Here is a 20,784-nt window from a genome sequence, read left to right as displayed (position 1 = left end):
GGGTACGATGTGTGCTGCCGTTGTTCCCTGCCATCCGGGCGAGTGCCCCGGATGGCTGGTTTTTTGATCCGCCCATAGGTGCCTTATGCAAGTTCGCTACAAGACCACGCCCAACGCGCTCATCATCTACCGCGAGAAGTGGGGGACTCTGGCGCTGGGGTTGTTGATGGGGCTGGTTTGTGTGGCTTTTGGCGTTGGTTTCTACGGTTTGATGGCCGACCACGTGGGAGAGTCCCGGCCATTTTTCAGGGTTTTTTGTGGTGTTTTTGTGCTTGCGGGGCTGGCTGTTCTGGTGCGCTTGCCCGGCCAAGCCCGGCAGATGATGGCTGACGATGGGCTGCACATCCTGGTTGCAGATGCCCAGGGCATCACGCTTTCGCCCAATCTGGGGGCTGAACCCCGGTTGTACCCGTGGGGCGACATTGAGGACATTGTTCTGGCAGAAAAGTTGCGCATCATCGAGTCGGACGAAACCTCGTATCTCTGGCGCAGTGTGGTGATTTTTCTGCCCATGGAGGCCTTTGGTTCAGCCAGTTGGTACAAGCTGGTCAAGGCTGGCATCAGCCTATCGGGGGCGAGAAGACCCTTTGTGCTTGGAAATTTCCCGCGTGGGCAGGCGTCGACCATTCAGGCTGCGCTTCGCCGGTTTGCCCCCAGCGCTGTGTTGGTGTCTGTCACGGCGCGGGTTGTGTTTGACAAGAAGGCCTCAGTGGATACCGATGAGGCGGTGTGAGGCTTTGGCCAATTTTGATGAAACGAGGGAACGACCAACATGAACCATCCATTCCAATCCATGCATTTACCGGTAGAACCCAGCGTCATTGCGCCCGATGGCTCGGACGTGCGTATTCTTCTTGGCCTGACCGGTGGCGGCATGGCCCATTTTGAACTGGCTGCGGGTCAAGTGGCCCAAGCCGTCACACACCGCACGGTGGAAGAAATCTGGTTCGTGGTTTCTGGCAAAGGCGAGATGTGGCGCAAGCAGAAGGAGCGCGAGGAAGTTGTTGCCCTTGAACCAGGGGTTTGCCTCACCATTCCGTTGGGCACACATTTCCAATTTCGCGCCAGCCTGCACGAGCAGGTTGCGGCCATCGGCATCACCATGCCACCGTGGCCCGGCGAAGAGGAGGCGGTCAAAGTGCCTGGCCTCTGGGAGGCTTCGTGTGTATGAGCGTACACGCCACGAGGTTTTGATAGACATTTTTATTGTTTGCAATGTACTTATAAGTTGTTGGAGCAGAAGTGTTGTCCGGTTAAAGTTGTTCAATCCAGAATTGGACGGATACCTGGCAAGACGGTATTGCAGAATTTTGGGGACACAACAAGTGTTGATAAGTTAGTAATGTTTTGGATGCCTAGGGCTTATCCATCAAGCGTAGACTGCTATCAATTTTTAATTTATATATCGGTTCGTTCTTTTTAAACACCGTTCAACAAGGAGTTTTGATGTCAGCATCCTGGAAATTTGAAACCAAATCGGTTCACGCGGGCTACAGCCCGGACCCCACCACCAAATCGGTGGCGGTGCCGATCTACCAGACCGTGGCCTATGCCTTTGACAGCGCCCAGCACGGCGCGGATTTGTTTGACCTGAAGGTGCCAGGCAACATCTACACCCGCATCATGAACCCCACCAATGACGTGCTGGAACAACGCATCGCGGCGCTGGAAGGCGGCATTGCCGCGCTGGCACTGGCATCCGGTTCGGCTGCGGTGACCTATGCCATTCAGACCATTGCCGAGGTGGGTGACAACATTGTGGCCAGCAGCGCGCTGTATGGCGGCACCTACAACCTGTTTGCCCACACCTTCCCGCTCTCGGGTATTCAGGTGCGTTTTGTCGACACCAGTGATCTGGCCGCGCTGTCGGCTCTGATTGACGACAAAACCAAGGCGGTGTTCATCGAATCCATCAGCAACCCACAAGGCCGGGTGACCGACATTGCCGCGATTGCCGAAGTGGCCCACCGCCATGGCGTGCCGCTGATTGTGGACAACACCGTGGCCACACCTTACCTGTTGCGCCCGATTGAGCACGGCGCTGACATCGTGGTGCAGTCTCTCACCAAATATCTCGGCGGCCACGGCAACAGCCTGGGTGGGGCCATCATCGACTCCGGCAAATTCCCTTGGGCCGAGCACAAGGCCAAGTTCAAACGCCTGAATGAGCCAGACCAAAGCTACCACGGCGTGGTCTACACCGAAGCGCTTGGGCCTGCGGCCTACATTGGCCGTGCCCGTGTGGTGCCGCTGCGCAACACCGGGGCCACGTTGTCGCCGTTCAACGCTTTCCTGATTCTGCAAGGTATCGAGACCCTGGCGTTACGCATGGACCGCATCAACGACAACACCCTCAAGGCGGCCCAGTTCCTGCAAAACCACCCCAAGGTGTCGTGGGTCAGCTACGCTGGCTTGCCCAGCCACCCGGACTACGCGCTGGCGCAGAAATACCTGGGCGGCAAGGCTTCGGGCTTGTTCACCTTTGGGGTGAAGTCGGCACCGGGTGAAGGCCGCAAGGCCGGGGCGGCGTTTCTGGATGCGCTCAAGCTGTTCACGCGGCTGGTCAACATTGGCGATGCCAAATCCCTGGCCACGCATCCGGCTTCGACCACCCATCGCCAGTTGTCGCCTGAAGAGCTGGCCAAGGCCGGTATCCCTGAAGACGCGGTGCGTTTGTCGGTGGGTATCGAGCACATTGACGACTTGCTGGCCGATCTGACACAAGCACTGGATGCCGTTTGAAGCGGTTTTGATTCCCTTATCAGGTGGCTGGAGTCCAGCTGCCTGCAGTTTGAGGCGCGTGACAGGTGATGTGTCTCAGTGGCGGATTACCGTCAGCACGTGTTCACGGCTTTCAAAAAGTCGTGGCAAGGGGGTGTTGAATGTCTGGGACACCATGTCCCAGTCTTTTCGGGGCATGGCCAGGAACACGGCAGAGGCCTGAGAGGAGGGCGCTGCCAACTGGGTTGGGAAACCCACCCAGGCAAACAGGCCTTTCATGTAGCGATTACGTTCGGGCAGCTTGTTCAGGGCGTTGACCGCACGCCGGCTCATCAAACGAAAGTCACCCGTATCCTCAGGAATTTCAAAAGGGCTGATCGGCGGTTAATGCGGCTTCTTTGCCAAAATTTCGGCTTAAGCGCACGGCCTTGAGGTGTGGATTGCTGGCAGCCATGTCGAGCAGATAGGCCCCACTTTGGGTTGGAGCTGCCTGGATGAGACGGTGGATGTCTTGGGCACAGCATGGCCGAGCGATTCGCTTGCCGTATAGGGATGTCCCAAAAACATTCTTTTTAGGCAATTCAATATACAAATATCAAGCTAAGCAAATTAGAAATAAATAGTTTGAGTTTTAAAAAACCCATCACACAATGGGCATTCCTTCAAAGAATCACCGCAAAAAAATACCTCTCATCATGGTCTCCATCGTCATCATTCCTGGTTGGCGCGATTCACCGCCCGGCCATTGGCAAAGCCTGTGGGCGGAGCAACTGCCGGGTGCGGTGCGGGTCACGCAAGACGACTGGGTGAGCCCGGCGCGCCAAGCCTGGGTAGCCTCCATCACGCAAACCATTCTGGCGCAACCCAAACCGGTGGTGATTGCTGCCCACAGCCTGGGTTGTATTGCCACGGCACATTTACCCCCAGAGGCTACGGCACACATTGCCGCCGCATTGCTGGTGGCCCCGGCTGACCCCGAACGGCGTGGTGTGCTGGCCGACTTTGCTCCGGTGCCTTATCAGCGGCTGCCGTATCGAAGCATCATCGTCGCCAGCAACACCGATCCTTTTTGCCCGGTACGCACCGCAGGAGCTTATGCACGCGCCTGGGGCAGCGAATTTGTGCGGCTGCAAGACGCGGGCCACATCAATCTGGAGGCCGGGTTTGGCCCTTGGCCGCTGGGTCTGGCGCTGCTGCAGTCACTGATCACCGATGTGGGCAGTGCGCAGGCCGGTGCCTTGCTGGTGGCCTGAGGCCACTTGAATCCCCGATTTCGGCATATCCCTTCACCCCTTTTTCTGACACCTAAGGAATTTTCATGAAATTTAAACAAAAAGTGACTCTGGCGCTTGCTGGTATTGCACTGACAGCTACACAATTTGTAGCAGCTCAAACACTGCTGAATGCCTCTTATGACGTGTCACGCGAGTTCTACAAGGATGTCAACCTGGCTTTTGTTGCCAACTACAAAAAAACCACTGGCAAAGATGTCAAGGTGGACCAGTCACACGGTGGCTCCAGTGCCCAGGCCCGTGCGGTGAATGACGGCCTGGATGCGGATGTGGTGACCATGAACACCACCACTGATGTGGAATTTCTGGCCAAAAGTGGCGTGGTCGCCGCGGACTGGGCCAAACGCTTCCCCAACAACGCGGCACCCACCACCTCGACCATGCTGTTCCTGACCCGCAACGGCAACCCCAAAGGCATCAAGGACTGGAACGACCTGATTCGCCCCGATGTAAAAGTGATTGTGGTCAACCCCAAAACCGGTGGCAATGGTCGTATGGCCTACCTGGCGGCCTGGGGCTATGTGCGCCAGACGGGTGGCAGCGATGCACAGGCCGCCGAGTTTGTAGGCAAACTGTTCAAGAATGTGCCGGTGCTGGCCAAAGGCGGGCGTGATGCCACCACCATTTTCTTGCAGCGCAACATTGGCGACGTGCTGATCACCTTTGAGTCTGAAGTGGTGTCGGTGGATCGTGAATTTGGTGCGGGCAAGGTGGATGCGGTGCACCCCTCGGTGAGCATCATTGCCGAGAACCCGGTGGCCGTGGTGGAGCGTACTGTGGCCAAAAAAGGCACCGGAGAACTGGCCAAAGCCTATCTGAACTACCTGTACTCGGATGAAGCGCAGGAAATTGCTGCCAAACATGGCATTCGCCCACAAAACCAGAAGATCCTGGCCAAGTACGCCAGCACCTTCAAACCCCTGAAGTTGTTTGCGGTGAGTGAGTATTTTGGTTCGCTGACGGAGGCACAAAAGGTGCACTTCAACGATGGTGGCCAGTTTGACAAGCTTTACACCGTGAAATAAGCGCATCAGCAACACGCCCCCATGCCGCAGTGGCACCTGGCCTGACCTCTTAGTGAAATCCATTCAATGACTTCTGCTGTTTTATCTACCGCACCACTGGCGTTGGGCTCGCCCACAAAGCGGCCAACCCGTCGGGTGCTGCCGGGCTTTGGCCTCACCCTGGGTTACACGCTGTTTTACCTGAGCTTGATTGTGCTCATCCCACTTTCAGCCCTGTTGTTCAAAACCTTCACCTTGACCTGGCCCGAGTTCTGGGCGGCGGTGGCCAGTCCGCGTGTGGTGGCTTCTTACAAGTTGACGTTTGGTTCTTCTTTTTTGGCCGCGATGGTCAACGTGTTTGCCGGGCTGCTGCTGGCCTGGGTGCTGGTGCGTTATGAATTTCCAGGCAAAAAAATCATCGACGCGCTGGTGGATTTGCCTTTTGCCTTACCTACAGCGGTAGCCGGTATTTCACTCACCGCGTTGCTGGCGGGGAATGGCTGGATTGGTCAGTACCTGGAGCCCCTGGGTATTCAACTGGCTTTTAACCCCAAGGGCATCGTGATTGCGCTGATTTTTATTGGTCTGCCCTTTGTGGTGCGCACCGTCCAACCGGTGCTGGAAGATGCCGAGAAAGAGCTGGAAGAAGCCGCCACCTGCCTGGGTGCCAGCCGTTTTCAGACTTTCAGGTACGTGATTTTTCCCAGCATTGCACCCGCGTTGCTGACGGGTTTTGCCATGGCTTTTGCTCGTGCAGTGGGGGAATACGGTTCGGTCATTTTTATCGCCGGCAACATGCCCATGATTTCTGAAATCACCCCCCTCATCATCATCGGCAAGCTGGAGCAATACGACTACGCCGGTGCGACGGCGGTAGCCACGGTGATGCTTGGGTTCTCGTTTGCGCTGCTGTTGATCATCAACGCACTGCAAAGCTGGCAGCGCAGCCGCTCAGGGGGCAAATCATGAGCACGCCTACCGTTCGCAGCGCCTATGCGGGCACCACGGAGCCAACCTGGGTGCGCTGGTCACTGATTGGGCTGGCCCTGGGGTTTGTCTTCCTTTTTCTGCTGTTACCGCTGGCAGCGGTGTTCACCGAAGCCCTGCGCAAAGGTCTGCCCGCTGCGCTGGAGGCTCTGCGTGAGCCCGATGCCTGGAGCGCGATTCGCCTGACCCTGGTCACCGCCGCCGTGGCCGTGCCACTGAACCTGGTGTTTGGCGTGGCGGCGGCTTGGGCCGTGGCCAAATACGAGTTCAAGGGCAAAGCCTTTTTGACCACGCTGATTGACCTGCCGTTCTCAGTCTCACCAGTGGTGGCGGGCCTGATTTATGTGCTGATGTTTGGCGCGCAGGGCTGGATTGGCCCGTGGCTGGCTGAACACAACATCAAAATTGTGTTTGCCGTGCCCGGCATCATTTTGGCCACGGTGTTTGTGACCTTTCCGTTCATTGCCAGAGAGCTGATTCCGCTGATGCAGGCGCAAGGCACCGACGAAGAGCAGGCGGCTATTGTGCTGGGGGCCACCGGCTGGCAAACCTTCTGGCATGTGACGCTGCCCAACATCAAGTGGGGCTTGGTGTATGGCGTGATTTTGTGTAATGCCCGCGCCATGGGGGAGTTTGGTGCGGTGTCGGTGGTGTCGGGGCACATTCGTGGGCAGACCAACACCTTGCCATTACATGTGGAGATTTTGTACAACGAATACCAATCTGTGGCCGCTTTTGCCGTTGCGTCCTTGCTGGCCCTGCTGGCCTTGCTCACTTTATTGATCAAATCGGTGGTCGAGTGGCAGTTTGAGCGGGATCAGAAAGCCGCTGCCGAACTGTCACCTGAACGGCCAACGGTTTGAGGCTGGGGGGTGTGATGTTTGCCTTTGATGATGGTTTTTTGGCGTTTGTCGTCCCTCCCTATCCCCCCCCGCCCCTTTCCACTCCCGCCGGGGCGGAAAGGGGAGTCAACAGCCGTATTTGGCTGCGTCTCAAAACTGAAGACGTACTACGCCACGGCCAACGGAATGGTGTGGGACACACGGGCGTTCGCGCTGGAAAAACGCTCGCCAACGCTCAAGCGCACCCATTTCCTATGGCAGTCGTACACCCCACAGCGCTGCGTTGTCTTCCCACCTTGAACTCACTCCCTCAAAACACAAGACCAAATACGGCTGTTAGCTCCCTCTTCCGCCCGGCGGGGCGGGAGAGGGCGGGGGGAGTGAGTGGGGGAAAGCCACTCCATTGCCCCAACTGAAACATTCAAAAAATTTACCGAGTAAAAAAATGAGCATAGAAATCCGTCACATCAGCAAAGACTTTGGCAACTTTCACGCCCTGCGCGATGTCAGCCTGGACATCGAGTCTGGCGAACTGGTGGCCTTGCTGGGGCCTTCGGGCTGCGGCAAAACCACACTGTTGCGCATCATTGCCGGGCTGGAAACGGCTGACCAGGGGCATATTTTGTTCAATGGGCAAGACACCACAGACAAACATGTGCGTGAACGCAACGTGGGTTTTGTGTTCCAGCATTACGCGCTGTTTCGCCACATGAGTGTGTTTGACAACGTGGCGTTTGGTCTGCGTATGAAGCCCAAGGCCACACGCCCGTCTGAAACTGTGATCAAGCAAAAGGTGCATGACCTGCTGGGTCTGGTGCAACTGGATTGGCTGGCGGACCGTTACCCCTCACAGCTTTCAGGTGGTCAGCGTCAGCGTATTGCCCTGGCGCGGGCACTGGCGGTGGAGCCGCAGGTGTTGCTGCTGGACGAGCCTTTTGGTGCGCTGGATGCCAAGGTGCGCAAAGAGTTGCGCCGCTGGCTGCGCCGTTTACATGACGATTTACATGTCACCAGCATTTTTGTCACCCATGACCAGGAAGAAGCGTTGGAAGTGGCCGACCGTGTGGTGCTGATGAACACTGGCAAGGTGGAGCAGATTGGTTCACCCCAAGAGGTGTGGGATCACCCTGCCAGCCCGTTTGTTTATGGCTTTTTGGGCGATGTGAACCTGTTTCATGGTCGCGCCCATGAAGGTGAAATGCTCATTGGTGAAGACCAGCAAGGTCTGCGTTTGGCCACACCGGAGCACAGCGAGGTGCAGGACAGCAAGGCTTTTGCCTATGTGCGCCCGCATGATCTGGATGTGCAGCGTTATGTGCCAGGAAACTTTGAGCAGCGCGGCATTGTGGCCAAGCTGACCCGCGCCATGGTGATTGGGCCCATTGCCCGCCTGGAACTCTTGCCTCTGGATGCCTCAGCCGCAGGCAGTGGCGACATCATTGAAGCCCAGATTCCGGCCCAGCATTACCGTGAGCTTGAGTTCAAGGAAGGCGACACACTGGTACTGACACCGCGCCGGGCGCGGGTGTTTGTAGCTTAATTCCATTTCAAAATCATCCGTGTCGTTGTTGCTTCGCCTTGTCGTGCGTCTGCACTGCCTGCGGCTTCGCGCCTAGACACGAATGATTTAGAAACGGAATAAGAGGCAAAAAAGTCTTTAACTCACCGCGTCAGCGGGCTGGCGTGTCAGCATGGCCAGGGTGTTGGCAATGGTTTTGCGCAGTTCGCGGCGGTCACAGATCAGGTCGACGGCGCCTTTGGTTTGCAGGAATTCGGCCCGCTGAAAACCTTCGGGCAGGGTGACGCGCACGGTGGACTCAATCACCCGTGGGCCGGCAAAACCAATCAAGGCCTTGGGTTCGGCAATCACCACGTCGCCCAGAAAGGCAAACCCGGCGCTCACACCGCCCATGGTGGGGTCGGTCAGCACGCTGATAAAGGGCAGGCCTTTCTTGGCCAGATGGGTCAGCGAGGCATTGGTTTTGGCCATTTGCATCAAACTCAGCAAGCCTTCCTGCATACGTGCACCACCGGTGGCGGTAAAGCAGACAAACGGCACTTTTTGATCAATGGCGGTTTGCACACCGCGGGCAAAGCGCTCACCGACCACCGAACCCATGCTGCCGCCCATGAATTCAAATTCAAAGCAGGCCGCCACCAGCCCGATACTCATGACCGTACCACCCATGACCACCAGCGCATCGGTCTCGCCGGTGTTTTCCATGGCTTCTTTCAGGCGCTCGGGGTATTTGCGGCTGTCTTTGAATTTGAGCGCATCCACCGGCAGCACTTCCTGGCCGATTTCATAACGGCCTTCGTTGTCCAGAAAGACGTTGAGCCGGGCGCGTGCACCAATGCGGTGGTGGTGGTTGCAACTGGGGCAAACGTTCTGGTTTTGCTCCAGATCGGCTTTGTACAACACGGTGTCGCAGCTGGGGCATTTGATCCACAGGCCTTCAGGGATGGCGCGCCGGTCTTTGGGGTCGGTTTGCTGGATTTTGGGGGGAAGCAGTTTTTCAAGCCAACTCATGCTTTTCTCCTAAGGGGGCGGGACAGAAGGCCGCAGTTGCAGCGCACTGCCCCGAAAAGTTTCAACGGCGGATTATGAATCCAATGCGGTGCGAATCTCGCGCAGGAAGGTTTGTGCCGTGGCCGCCACCTGGTCGCGCGGCTGGTTGTCAATCAATTGAATGATCTTGCTGCCGATCACCACCGCATCGGCAACCCGGCCAATGGCCTTGGCGGTGGCGGCATCCCGAATGCCAAAACCGACACCGACCGGGCACTGCACATGGGCGCGGATGCGAGGCAGCATAGCCTCTACCGCCCCGGTGTCGAGTGCGCCTGAGCCAGTGACCCCCTTGAGCGACACGTAGTACACGTAGCCGCTGGCGATGCGGGCCACTTGCTGCATGCGCTCGTCGGTGGAAGTGGGTGCTAACAAGAAAATCAAATCCAGGCCATGGCTTTTGAGCTCGGCGGCGAAGTCTTCACACTCTTCCGGTGGGTAGTCCACCACCAGCACACCATCCACCCCCGCTGCTGCTGCATCACGCACAAATGGGCTTGTAGCCCTTGTGTTTATTGCATGAGTAGCTTCTGTTTTAGGAGCTGCATGAACCTGGTTGTAGCGCTCCACCGGGTTGGCGTAGCCCATCAGTACCACAGGGGTGGTCTGGTTTTGCTCACGGAATACCCGCACCATGTCCAGCACCTGGGTCATGCCGATGCCAAACGCCAGGGCCTTGTCGCCGGCATTCTGGATCACCGGACCGTCCGCGCTGGGGTCGGAAAACGGCACGCCGAGTTCAATCACATCAGCGCCCCCGGCCACCAAAGCATGCATCAGTTCGGGCGTGATGTCGGCAAACGGGAAGCCCGCAGTGACAAACGGAATCAGCGCCTTGCGGCCTTGGGCTTTAAGCTGGGTGAAGGTGGCGGCCATGCGGCTCATTTGGATGCTCCTGAAATAGCAGCTGTTTGCGCTTGTTTCACAAGGGCTACAGACACATTTTGACCATCACCTTTGACCGATTGGCCCTGGCAACTGGGGCGGCAGAAGAAGTCGGCCTTGGACAAATCGGCCACCGTGCCGATGTCTTTGTCACCGCGGCCGGACAGGTTGACCAGAATGGACTGGTCGGGCCGCATGGTTTTGGCCAGTTTCATGGCATAGGCGACGGCGTGGCTGGATTCCAGCGCCGGGATGATGCCCTCGGTGCGGCACAGGTAGTGAAAGGCTTCCAGCGCTTCCTTGTCGGTGATGCCGACGTATTGGGCGCGGCCAATGTCGTTCAAAAAGGCGTGCTCGGGGCCAACACCGGGGTAGTCCAGTCCGGCGCTGATGCTGTGGGTTTCAGTCACCTGGCCGTTCTCGTCTTGCAGCACATAGGTGCGGTTGCCGTGTAACACGCCGGGGCTGCCGCGCTGGATGGAGGCCGAGTGCTTGCCGCTGTCGATGCCCTCGCCAGCCGCTTCGACGCCAATCAGTTGGGTGGCTTCATGCTGGATGTAAGGGTAGAAGATGCCCATGGCATTCGACCCACCGCCGACACAGGCCACCACCACATCGGGTTGCTCGGTGTTGCAGCCAGCGGCGTGGAGCATCTCGGGCATTTGCACCAGGCATTCCTTGCCGATGACGCTCTGGAAATCGCGCACCATCATCGGGTAGGGGTGTGGGCCAGCCACGGTGCCGATGATGTAGAAGGTGTTGTCGACGTTGGCAACCCAGTCGCGCATGGCTTCGTTCAGCGCATCTTTCAGGGTGCGGCTGCCGCTGGTGACGGGCACCACGGTGGCCCCGAGCAGTTTCATGCGGTAGACGTTGGGGCTTTGGCGCTTGACATCTTCGCTGCCCATATAGACCACACATTCGAGCCCGTAGCGGGCACAGATGGTGGCGGTGGCGACGCCGTGCTGACCAGCTCCGGTTTCGGCAATCACGCGCGGTTTGCCCATGCGCTTGGCCAGCATGGCCTGACCGATGGTGTTGTTGATCTTGTGCGCGCCGGTGTGGTTCAGGTCTTCGCGCTTGAGGAAGATTTGTGCCCCACCCATCTCGCGGCTCATGCGCGCCGCATGGTAGACGGGGGAGGGGCGGCCGACAAAGTGGGCCAGTTCGGATTCGAATTCAGCGATGAACTCGGGGTCGAACTGGTACTTGGCGTAGGCGGCTTTGAGCTCGTTGATGGCGTGGGTCAGGGTCTCAGAGGCAAAACTGCCTCCGTAGATGCCGAAGTGACCGCGTGGATCGGGTTGTTGGTAGTCAAACATGATGGTATCAATTGAATAGCTGCTTGCGTTTGTGTATCAAGGGCTAGAGGCTGATTTGTCATTGAAGAGTTGGTCTGCCAGACGAACGGCAGCGACAAACTCACGAATTCTTGTGGGGTCTTTGATGCCTTTTTGGCCGGGCACCTCAACACCGGAGCTGATGTCGACGCTGAGCGATTTACAGCGTGGACGCACCTGTGTGATGCCATCGATCACGTTGGCAGCGTTCAGCCCACCACTCAAGACGAGGTGAGCGTTGACGTTTGGAGGAAGCAGTGACCAATTGAATGTTTGCCCGCCACCGCCGAACCCGTCAATGTGCGCGTCCAGCAAAATGGCCTGAGCCTGTGAGTAATCTTGGGCGAATTTTAAGAGATCAAAGCCGCGCCCGGCTTCACCCATGGGAATCCGGGCCGCACGCAGGTAGGGGCGCTGGCCCTGTGCGCTGGCGGCCCAGCAATCTGCAGGGGTTTCATCACCATGAAATTGGGCGATAGACCCCGATACACTTGCGCAAGCAGCTATTATTTTTGAAGTGGCTTCATTGACAAAGAGCAGCACCGGGGTGACAAAGGGCGGCAGTCTGCGGGCCAATTCGGCGGCGCGTTGGGCCGACACATGGCGCGGGCTTTTGGCGTACAACACAAAACCAATCGCATCGACCCCGGCTGAGACGGCCGCATCGACATCGGATTCGCGGGTCAGGCCGCAGATTTTGATGCGGGTGCGCAGCAGCGTGCTTGGGGCGGGGTTGTTGGTCATGGCAGCAGGTCAAAAAGTGGGGTGCGCTCTGGCAGGCCCCAATGCGGGGCATAGCAGGGGCCTAAAAAGTACAGCCCGTCGGGCGAAAACGTGGGGGCCGCGGCATCACGGTCACGCGCCGCCAGCACCTCGCTGATCCACTCGGGTGGGCGGCGTTGGTCGCCAACGAGCAGCAGGCAACCCATCAGGTTGCGGATCATGTGGTGCAAAAACGCATTGGCTTCAAATTCAAAGCGCCAGTAGGCCCCGCGGCGGCAGATGTCGATGCGCATCAGGTGTTTGACCGGTGACAAGGCCTGGCAGGCGCTGGCGCGAAACGAGGTGAAATCGTGTTCACCCAGCAGCCGGGCGGCGGCTTGTTGCATCAATTCGAGGTTCAACGGACGATGTACCCAGCCGACCCGGCCATGTTCCACGCTGGGGCGCACCGGGGATTCGAGCAGGCTGTAGGCGTAACGGCGTGACAGGGCGCTGGCGCGGCAGTGAAATTCTGCCGGAACATGCCGGGCCCATTGCACCGCAATGTCACGCGGCAGCAGGGCGTTGGGCCCGCGCACCCAGGAGGCCTCGGGGCGGTTCACCGGGGTGTCGAAGTGCACCACCTGCATCAGACCATGCACCCCGGCATCGGTGCGGCCGGCGCACAGGGTGGAGACACGGTGGTCGGCAAATTGGCTCAGGGCTTTTTCAAGCTGGTCTTGCACCGTTTGCCCGGACGACTGGCTTTGCCAGCCTTGGTAATGGCCCCCTTGGTAGCTGATGCCCAGCGCCAGTCGCACGCGGTCCTGCCGGTCTTGCACCATCCGTGGTGTCAGAGTTGCTTGAGCGCGCGCTGCGCTTTGGTCTTGATCTCGCCTGCAGCTTCGGCAATCACTTCTTCAATCAGGGCGCGTGCACCGTCGTCATCCCCAATGGCTTTGAATTCCTCAGCCAAGGCCAATTTGGTTTCAAGCGGGTTTTCGATGGCGTTGGGCATGGCACCGGATTCGGTGATGGGCTCATCGTCCAAGTGCAGCGAGAGTGAGCTCAGATCAAATTCGAGCATGCCTGAATCAGGCTGCGCAGGTGGAGTGGCTGCTGAAGTGTTGTCTAAGGTTTGGGTTTTGTTGAATCCATCCGATGCCGATGATTCCGGTGTATCGGGAAGGGAAAAGTCCAGACCATCCATGGCCAAAAGCTCGTTGCTTGCACTAGGCACGGGTGCCGGTTGTGGTGCAGATTCTGGCATGTCGAACGGGAGAGGTTCCATCGACAGCGAAGGCAGTGGTTCGGTGCTGAAGTCGGGTTCGCTGGCTTGTGGGCTTGGCATCGTCCCAGCTGGCTCAACTGGCGGGAGCAAGTTGGTGCTGCCTCCTGGTGCTGGCTCATCCAGGGAGAAATCCAGATCCAGGTCGAGATCAAGGTCCGTCGCTGGCGCTAATTGCTCTGGTGACAAGTCGTCTGCGCTGTGGTCCGTGATGGCGTTTGCGGTTTCCAGTGCCATTGGGCTTGTGCTGGCGCTGGGGACTGCCTGGGGTTGCCCTCCAGGCAAATAAAGCACATTGTCAGGGTCGATCGCCAAGCCTTTTTCGCACACTTGCTCCCAATCCTGGCCAGTGCCATTGGTCAGATTGAATGCCAGAGTCGCAATAGCCTCAAAGGTTTTGGTGTCGCCTCGCTTGGCATATATCTCAAGCAGTTTTTGGTGGATGGCCAACCGATTGGGGTTGCTGCGCAGGGCATCCTTGAGGATTTCTTCGGCTTGCAGGTCGCGGCCATAGGCCAGATACACATCCGCTTCGGCGACAGGGTCCACGTCGTCCACCGCATCCAGCTGGCTGGGCGAATAAATCATGGATGAACCTGTCACGGGGTTGTCATTGGTGTCCACGTTTTGGCCACCGCTGGCACCAAAGAAAGACTCGGGATTCAAACGACTTTCAAGGAACGAGCTGTCCAGCGCTGCGGTTTTTTTACGTTGACGAACTTTGTAAAAAGCAAAACCAGCCAGCAAGGCAATCAAACCGCCTGCACCCAATGGCAGCAAGGGGTTTTCGAGCAGGGTATCGACAAAACTTGGTTCTGTGACCGGTGCAGGCGGCGCAAGCACTGGTTTGGACACAGGTTTCTTGGGGGCGGAGGCTTGACTTGTTGCCGCAGCTGATGCGACTGCTGCTGGGGCGCTGGCCGCAAGAGCTGGTGGTGTGATGGCTAAGGATGCGGCTGCCGTGGGTGCAGAAGCCTGCGCCAGTGGCGCCGATGTGGGCATCGGGCTGTGAACATCCAGATTTGGGATGGGGCCACTGGTTGGGGCGGCGGGTTTGGTGGCACCGCTTGAGCTGGCCGCAAGTTTGTTCAGCTCTTGAATGTTTTTGGACAGCTCTGCTTTGCGGTTGGCAATGGCTTGATCATTGTTGGCATTAGCCAGTTGATCCTCAGAAGAATGGGCTGTGACCGAACCTTTGGTCAGTGTGAGTTTGTCTGGTGTCGCGACTTGGGGTTTACTGTCTTTGACGCTGGCTTCTATCTTGCCACTCACCGCACGAGCAGAGAGATTGGTGGGTGTGGTGGGTACGTGATCTGCGAGTTGACGGCGGAAAGTGTTGAAGTCGCTACTTTGCGCAAAGATGATTTTTTGGGCTTGTTCTGCTGAAGTCGCGCTGGCTTGGTCTTCGGTGGGCAGTGTGACCACGGCACCAGCCTTGATGCGGTTGATGTTGTCACCAATAAAGGCATCCGGATTGGTGCGCAGCATGGCCACCAGCATTTGATCCAGCGAGACACTTTCGGGCTTATGCGCCACCGCAATACGACCTGCTGTATCACCCGCCTTGACATTCACTTGTGCCGGTTTGGACTCCTGGCGTTGTGCTGCTGGAGCAGGTGATGGGGGTGTGGTGGTTTGAGCAGGCTTGGCTTTGGCGCGGGCAGGGGCCGGAACCACTGCTGCGGCAGGTTTTGTAGTTTGAGCCGGCAACGCGGTTGCTGGGCGTTGTGTGATGGCATCGGGCAAGGCCGCGACGGGAACCTGGGCCAGTGTCGGTGGCACTGCGGCAGTCTGGCGCAGATTGGGGGGATCAAACAGCATGGTGTAGTCGCGCACGATGCGACCAGAGCTCCAGTTTGCTTCCAGAATCATGTCTACAAACGGGTCGTTGACAGGCCGGTCACTGCTGATTTGCAGATAAGCCTGACCATTGGCACGGCGTGCCAGCTTGGCACGTAAATTGGCCATAACCGGGTTGTAGTCCAGGCCTGCAGATTTGAAGGACTCAGGCGGTGCAACCCGTGCACTCAGTGAGGCGGCTTCGTCAGCGTTGATGTCCAGGATCTCAATTTCGGCCTTGAGTGCTTCCCCTAGCGAGGATTGAACAAACACCCGTCCCAAAGACAGTGCGTTTGCATGGGTTGCCCATAACCCCGTGAGTGCAGCTACCGTCACAGCGGTGAGTTGCCAACGATGAGACTTAACTATCAATTTTGTCTACTCCGGTTCTGTCGCCCATCACAAACCTCTGCGATGTGTGTCATTGGTCTGTCATCTAAATCAAGAAAAAGCACCATAACATCAATGTCTTGGCATGACAAGTTGAGCAAGCATATGAACTTGCTCTTGAGTTTTTAGTAAGTGCGATCTGGATTCTATGTGGTTGTGTGACAACGGCCTGCAAAACCTTCAGACGCTGATCTTGGCAGGCCGCAAAGGACATCATGCCTCCAGCAAAATCCGCAACATGCGGCGCAAAGGTTCTGCAGCGCCCCACAACAGTTGATCCCCAATGGTGAAGGCCCCCACATATTCTGGCCCCATGGCGAGTTTGCGGATGCGGCCTACCGGTATGCTCAGTGTGCCGGTGACGGCTACCGGGGTCAGGTCTTTCACGGTGGCTTCACGGTTGTTGGGCACTACTTTGACCCAGGCGTTGTCGGCAGCGATCATCGCTTCAATGTCCGCACTGGGTACGTTCTTTTTCAGTTTGAATGTGAGTGCCTGACTATGGCAGCGCATGGCTCCCACGCGCACACAGAAGCCGTCGACGGGTGTTTCGGTGCTGCCAAACAGGGGGCCTTGACCCAAAATCTTGTTGGTTTCGGCCATGCCTTTCCATTCTTCACGCGACATGCCCCAACCGGGTTCATCGGATTGTTTGCCAATGCCGAGGTCTTTGTCGATCCATGGGATCAGCGAACCACCCAGTGGGACACCAAAGTTGGCCGTTTCTGCGGCGGTCAGGGCACGTTGTTTGGCGATCACCTTGCGGTCAATTTCCAGAATGGCGGATTTGGGGTCATCCAGCAAGGCTTTGACTTCGGCGTTGAGTGTGCCGTATTGGGTGAGTAATTCACGCATGTGTTGCGCACCACCGCCGCTGGCGGCCTGGTAGGTTTGGGTGCTCATCCATTCCACCAGACCGGCTTTGTACAGCGCACCCACACCCATCAACATACAGCTGACGGTACAGTTGCCGCCGATCCAGTTGTTGCCACCTTTGGCTAGAGAAGACTGGATGACGGGCAGGTTGACCGGATCCAGGATGATGATGGCATCGTCTTTCATGCGCAGGGTGGAGGCCGCATCAATCCAGTGGCCCGTCCAGCCCGCTGTGCGTAATTTGGGGAAAACCTCAGTGGTGTAGTCGCCACCTTGGGCACTGATGATGATGTCGCATTTTTTCAGGGCGTCAATGTCAAACGCATCTTTTAATGTGGTCTCGTTTTTGGCCCACGCCGGGGCAGCGCCCCCGGCGTTGGAGGTGGAAAAAAACACGGGTTCAATCAGGGCGAAATCCCCCTCGGTTTGCATGCGATCCATCAAAACAGAACCGACCATGCCGCGCCAGCCGACCAAACCTACCAAATTTCCAACTTTCATCACATTACCCTTTCAGAATATTGAATCCACATCTTGGGTTACTTGAACCCACACTATGCCTGTTATTTCAGTGCCTTGACCACAGCATCACCCATTTCAAGGGTGCTGACGCGGGTCGTGCCTGCGCTGTAAATATCTGCAGTGCGCAGCCCTTGTTCCAGAACAGACTTGACGGCAGCCTCAATGCGGTCGGCCGCTGCACCTTGGTTCAGGCTGAAGCGCAGCATCATGGCCGCGCTCAAGATGGTGGCCAAAGGGTTGGCAATGCCTTTGCCAGCAATGTCCGGTGCGCTACCGTGGCTGGGTTCAAACAAGCCTTGGTTGTTGGCGTTCATGGAGGCTGAGGGCAGCATGCCGATAGAGCCGGTGAGCATGGAGGCTTCGTCGCTCAAAATGTCGCCAAACATGTTGCCGGTGACCAATACGTCAAACTTCTTGGGGGCCTTGACCAATTGCATGGCTGCGTTGTCGACCAGCATGTGATCCAGCGCAATGTCCGTGTATTGCAGGCCAATCTCAACCATCACGTCTTTCCACAACTGGGAGGTTTCCAGCACGTTGTTTTTGTCGACGCTGGTGACGCGGCCTTCGGAGCCAGCTGCCTTGCGCTTGCGTGCAGCCTGGAAGGCCACATGGGCAATGCGCTCGATTTCAGGGCGGCTGTAGCGCATGGTGTCAAAGGCTTCTTCGCTGCCTGGAAAGTGACCATCGGTGGCGATGCGCCGCCCGCGTGGTTGACCAAAATAGATATCGCCAGTCAATTCGCGGATGATCAGAATGTCCAGTCCCGCAATCAGCTCGGGCTTCAGGCTGGAGGCACCCACCAGTTGTTCATAACAAATGGCTGGCCGGAAGTTGGCAAACAGTCCCAGATGTTTGCGCAGCCCCAAGATGGCTTGCTCCGGGCGCAGGGGGCGGTCGAGCTTGTCGTATTTCCAGTCGCCAACGGCACCAAACAGCACGGCATCGGCTTCTTTGGCAAGCTTCAAGGTGGATTCGGGCAGAGGGTGGCCGTGGGCTTCATAGGCGGCACCGCCGACCAGGGCCGTTTCCATCTCAAACTTCAAGTCCAGGGCCTGGAGGACTTTAACCGCCTCTGCCACGATTTCGGTGCCAATACCATCACCGGGTAAAACTGCAATTTTCATGATTTGTTAGCTATTAAATGTAGAGTTGCTTACGCAAGCATGGTATGGGTTAGCCAAGGTTTTTGTGCTAAACGTTGGGCTTCAAATGTCTTGATTTTTTCGGCGTGACGCAAGGTCAGGCCAATGTCATCCAAACCGTTGATCAAACAATATTTGCGGAAGGCCTGAACCTCAAAGGGTAGTTCATCGCCATTGGGTTTGATGATGACTTGGTGTTCCAGGTCAATGGTCAAGGTATAGCCCGGAAACGCGGCTACTTCGTCAAACAGTTGAGCAACCTGTTGCTCGGGCAGCACAATGGGCAGCAAGCCATTTTTGAAGCTGTTGTTGAAGAAGATGTCGGCGTAACTGGGTGCAATGATGGCTCTAAAACCAAATTGATCCAGTGCCCATGGGGCATGTTCGCGTGATGAGCCACAGCCAAAATTCTTGCGCGCCAGCAGGATGGACGCTCCCTGATAACGTGGCTGGTTCAGTACAAAGTCCGGGTTGGGTTTACGGCTGGCAGGATCTTGGCCAGGGTAACCTGCATCCAGATAACGCCACTCATCAAATAGATTTTGACCAAAACCGGTTTTACGGATGGATTTGAGAAATTGCTTGGGAATGATGGCATCCGTGTCGACATTTTCCCGATCCATGGGGGCCACCAAGCCCTTTAGTAAGTTAAATTTTTGCATGATAGGGTTTAATTTTTCTTGACGGCACCTTCAATGGCTGAGCCTGCTTTTTGCAGATCCTGACCCACACCTTTGACAGTGTTACAAGCTGTGAGTGTGAACAGGCCAATAAGCAGCAAGGATGTGATGAGCGATTTCATGAGGTGATTGGGAAAAACGGATTAAACAAATTTTCTGACATCGACAAAGTGACCGTAAATGGCTGCTGCTGCTGCCATGGCGGGGCTCACAAGGTGGGTGCGCCCACCCGCACCCTGACGTCCTTCAAAGTTGCGGTTGCTGGTGGATGCACAGCGTTCACCCGGTTCCAGGCGGTCTGCATTCATAGCCAGACACATCGAGCAACCAGGCTCGCGCCATTCAAAACCGGCGGCCCGGAAAATTTCGTGCAAACCTTCGCGTTCAGCCTGTTCTTTGACCAAACCGGAGCCAGGCACCACCAGAGCCAAGCGGATGTTGGGCGCCACTTTACGCCCCAATGTTTTCACCACTGCAGCGGCTTCACGCATGTCTTCAATTCGGCTATTGGTGCAAGAACCAATGAAGACTTTGTCGACATACAAATCGTTCAGAGCTTTGCCGGGCTCAAGTGCCATGTAGGTTAGTGCACGTTCAATGGCGCTGCGTTTATTGATGTCTTTTTCACGGTCAGGATCTGGTACTCGGTCGTTGATACCCAATACCATTTCAGGTGATGTGCCCCAGGTTACCTGCGGCATGAGTTGAGAGGCATCAATCTCTATGACCGTATCAAAATACGCGTCTGGGTCTGAATGTAATGTGTGCCAGTAGGCAACGGCCTGATCCCATTCGACGGCTGCGGCAGTTGTATTGGGTGCGTTGGAGCCTGGGGCCAAGGGACGGCCTTTGACATATTGAATGGTTTTTTCATCTACGGCCACCAAGCCAGCTCGAGCACCGGCTTCAATGGCCATGTTGCAAACCGTCATGCGGCCTTCCATGCTTAAGGCGCGGATGGCTGCACCACCAAATTCAATGGTGTAGCCTGTGCCACCTGCGGTGCCAATTTTGCCAATCACCGCCAGCACAATGTCTTTGCCAGTGCAGCCGCGTGGTAATACACCCTCAACCCGAACCAGCATGTTTTTGGCTTTTTTGGCCAGCAGGGTTTGGGTGGCCATGACGTGTTCCACCTCGCTGGTGCCGATGCCATGGGCCAGTGCGCCAAAAGCGCCATGTGTGGAGGTGTGGGAATCGCCGCAAACAACGGTCATGCCGGGCAGGGTGGCACCGTTTTCAGGTCCAATCACATGCACGATGCCTTGGCGGCGCGACATGAAGGGGAAATAGGCAGCCGCGCCGTATTCTTTGATGTTGGCATCGAGCGTGAGGACTTGTTCTTTGCTGGTGGGGTCGGTGATGCCGTCGTAACCCAGTTCCCAGCCGGTGGTGGGGGTGTTGTGGTCAGCGGTCGCCACGATGGAACTGATGCGCCAAACTTGACGATGGGCCTGGCGCAAGCCTTCGAAAGCTTGCGGGCTGGTGACTTCGTGTACCAGATGGCGGTCGATGTAAAGCAAAGCAGTGCCATCTTCTTCGGTGTGGACGACATGTTCGTCCCAAAGTTTGTCGTAAAGGGTGCGTCCCATTGTGATTCCTTGGTAAGCGGACGATTTTAAACGGCTACGGGAAAGGTTTCTTTGCAAATAAAAAACCCGCCGGTGTTGCCAGCCGGCGGGTTTTTTAGAGGTATGTAGGC

19 protein-coding genes and 1 pseudogene are annotated in these 20,784 nt (G+C 57.0%); 8 read left to right on the top strand and 12 right to left on the bottom strand.

Translation table 11 applies throughout. The features are described 5' to 3' along the window. The first annotated feature begins 85 nt into the window (after positions 1 to 85). From LDN84_RS16555 to LDN84_RS16545, 3 genes are all read left to right on the top strand, one after another. Positions 86 to 733 (top strand): hypothetical protein, encoded by a 648-nt coding sequence (locus tag LDN84_RS16555; protein ID WP_223904532.1) that lies wholly within the window; start codon positions 86 to 88, stop codon positions 731 to 733. 39 nt (positions 734 to 772) lie between these two features. Further along, positions 773 to 1,171, top strand: a complete 399-nt coding sequence (locus tag LDN84_RS16550; RefSeq protein ID WP_223904531.1) for a cupin domain-containing protein — start codon at positions 773 to 775, stop codon at positions 1,169 to 1,171. Between the two features lie 275 nt (positions 1,172 to 1,446). Then, the gene (locus tag LDN84_RS16545; protein ID WP_223904530.1) at positions 1,447 to 2,742 is read left to right on the top strand and encodes an O-acetylhomoserine aminocarboxypropyltransferase/cysteine synthase family protein; all 1,296 of its coding nucleotides are present in this window, start codon (positions 1,447 to 1,449) and stop codon (positions 2,740 to 2,742) included. A 222-nt stretch (positions 2,743 to 2,964) separates the two neighbouring features. Here LDN84_RS16545 and LDN84_RS23010 read toward each other — a convergent pair. Next, positions 2,965 to 3,099, bottom strand: a pseudogene (locus tag LDN84_RS23010) (glycosyltransferase); the annotation flags it as partial. A gap of 317 nt (positions 3,100 to 3,416) precedes the next feature. On the opposite strand from LDN84_RS23010, the gene LDN84_RS16535 reads away from it, so the two are divergent. From LDN84_RS16535 to LDN84_RS16515, 5 genes are all read left to right on the top strand, one after another. After that, positions 3,417 to 3,974: an RBBP9/YdeN family alpha/beta hydrolase gene (locus tag LDN84_RS16535; protein WP_223904529.1), complete on the top strand. Its 558-nt coding sequence runs from the start codon at positions 3,417 to 3,419 to the stop codon at positions 3,972 to 3,974. A gap of 65 nt (positions 3,975 to 4,039) precedes the next feature. Beyond that, the gene (locus tag LDN84_RS16530; RefSeq protein WP_223904528.1) at positions 4,040 to 5,038 is read left to right on the top strand and encodes a sulfate ABC transporter substrate-binding protein; all 999 of its coding nucleotides are present in this window, start codon (positions 4,040 to 4,042) and stop codon (positions 5,036 to 5,038) included. Between the two features lie 66 nt (positions 5,039 to 5,104). Next, positions 5,105 to 5,986 (top strand): sulfate ABC transporter permease subunit CysT, encoded by an 882-nt coding sequence (cysT, locus tag LDN84_RS16525; RefSeq protein WP_223904527.1) that lies wholly within the window; start codon positions 5,105 to 5,107, stop codon positions 5,984 to 5,986. After that, positions 5,983 to 6,867, top strand: coding sequence for a sulfate ABC transporter permease subunit CysW (gene cysW, locus LDN84_RS16520; RefSeq protein ID WP_223904526.1), 885 nt, complete (start codon positions 5,983 to 5,985; stop codon positions 6,865 to 6,867). The genes cysT and cysW overlap by 4 nt, the downstream gene beginning before the upstream one ends. Positions 6,868 to 7,291: 424 nt before the next feature. Continuing rightward, positions 7,292 to 8,386 (top strand): sulfate/molybdate ABC transporter ATP-binding protein, encoded by a 1,095-nt coding sequence (locus tag LDN84_RS16515; protein ID WP_223904525.1) that lies wholly within the window; start codon positions 7,292 to 7,294, stop codon positions 8,384 to 8,386. Positions 8,387 to 8,503: 117 nt separating this feature from the next. On the opposite strand, the gene accD is transcribed toward LDN84_RS16515, so the two are convergent. From accD to leuC, 11 genes are all read right to left on the bottom strand, one after another. Continuing rightward, positions 8,504 to 9,376, bottom strand: coding sequence for an acetyl-CoA carboxylase, carboxyltransferase subunit beta (accD, locus tag LDN84_RS16510; protein WP_223904524.1), 873 nt, complete (start codon positions 9,374 to 9,376; stop codon positions 8,504 to 8,506). Between the two features lie 72 nt (positions 9,377 to 9,448). Continuing rightward, positions 9,449 to 10,300, bottom strand: a complete 852-nt coding sequence (gene trpA, locus LDN84_RS16505) for a tryptophan synthase subunit alpha (protein ID WP_223904523.1) — start codon at positions 10,298 to 10,300, stop codon at positions 9,449 to 9,451. Beyond that, a complete protein-coding gene (gene trpB, locus LDN84_RS16500; protein WP_223904522.1) occupies positions 10,297 to 11,622 on the bottom strand; it encodes a tryptophan synthase subunit beta in 1,326 nt (441 codons plus the stop codon). Before trpB ends, trpA begins: the two co-directional genes overlap by 4 nt. Positions 11,623 to 11,658: 36 nt before the next feature. After that, positions 11,659 to 12,384: a phosphoribosylanthranilate isomerase gene (locus tag LDN84_RS16495; protein ID WP_223904521.1), complete on the bottom strand. Its 726-nt coding sequence runs from the start codon at positions 12,382 to 12,384 to the stop codon at positions 11,659 to 11,661. Next, positions 12,381 to 13,163 carry a tRNA pseudouridine(38-40) synthase TruA gene (truA, locus tag LDN84_RS16490; RefSeq protein ID WP_223913063.1) on the bottom strand — a complete coding sequence of 261 codons (783 nt, stop codon included), beginning with the start codon at positions 13,161 to 13,163 and terminating at the stop codon, positions 12,381 to 12,383. The genes LDN84_RS16495 and truA overlap by 4 nt, the downstream gene beginning before the upstream one ends. A gap of 32 nt (positions 13,164 to 13,195) precedes the next feature. Further along, the gene (locus LDN84_RS16485; RefSeq protein ID WP_317134799.1) at positions 13,196 to 15,841 is read right to left on the bottom strand and encodes a motility hub landmark protein FimV; all 2,646 of its coding nucleotides are present in this window, start codon (positions 15,839 to 15,841) and stop codon (positions 13,196 to 13,198) included. Positions 15,842 to 16,072: 231 nt separating this feature from the next. Further along, positions 16,073 to 17,236, bottom strand: coding sequence for an aspartate-semialdehyde dehydrogenase (gene asd, locus LDN84_RS16480; protein WP_223904520.1), 1,164 nt, complete (start codon positions 17,234 to 17,236; stop codon positions 16,073 to 16,075). A 62-nt stretch (positions 17,237 to 17,298) separates the two neighbouring features. Further along, positions 17,299 to 18,384: a 3-isopropylmalate dehydrogenase gene (leuB, locus tag LDN84_RS16475; protein WP_223904519.1), complete on the bottom strand. Its 1,086-nt coding sequence runs from the start codon at positions 18,382 to 18,384 to the stop codon at positions 17,299 to 17,301. A gap of 29 nt (positions 18,385 to 18,413) precedes the next feature. After that, a complete protein-coding gene (leuD, locus tag LDN84_RS16470) occupies positions 18,414 to 19,064 on the bottom strand; it encodes a 3-isopropylmalate dehydratase small subunit (RefSeq protein ID WP_223904518.1) in 651 nt (216 codons plus the stop codon). 8 nt (positions 19,065 to 19,072) lie between these two features. Beyond that, positions 19,073 to 19,204: an entericidin A/B family lipoprotein gene (locus tag LDN84_RS16465; RefSeq protein WP_223904517.1), complete on the bottom strand. Its 132-nt coding sequence runs from the start codon at positions 19,202 to 19,204 to the stop codon at positions 19,073 to 19,075. 21 nt (positions 19,205 to 19,225) lie between these two features. Then, positions 19,226 to 20,674 carry a 3-isopropylmalate dehydratase large subunit gene (leuC, locus tag LDN84_RS16460; protein ID WP_223904516.1) on the bottom strand — a complete coding sequence of 483 codons (1,449 nt, stop codon included), beginning with the start codon at positions 20,672 to 20,674 and terminating at the stop codon, positions 19,226 to 19,228. Between the last annotated feature and the right edge of the window lie 110 nt (positions 20,675 to 20,784).

The organism is Rhodoferax lithotrophicus, assembly GCF_019973615.1.
Taxonomy (GTDB): Bacteria; Pseudomonadota; Gammaproteobacteria; order Burkholderiales; family Burkholderiaceae_C; genus Rhodoferax; species Rhodoferax lithotrophicus.
The sequence above is the reverse complement of the archived record's forward strand: the minus strand, read 5'-3'. Positions and strand labels throughout refer to the sequence as shown.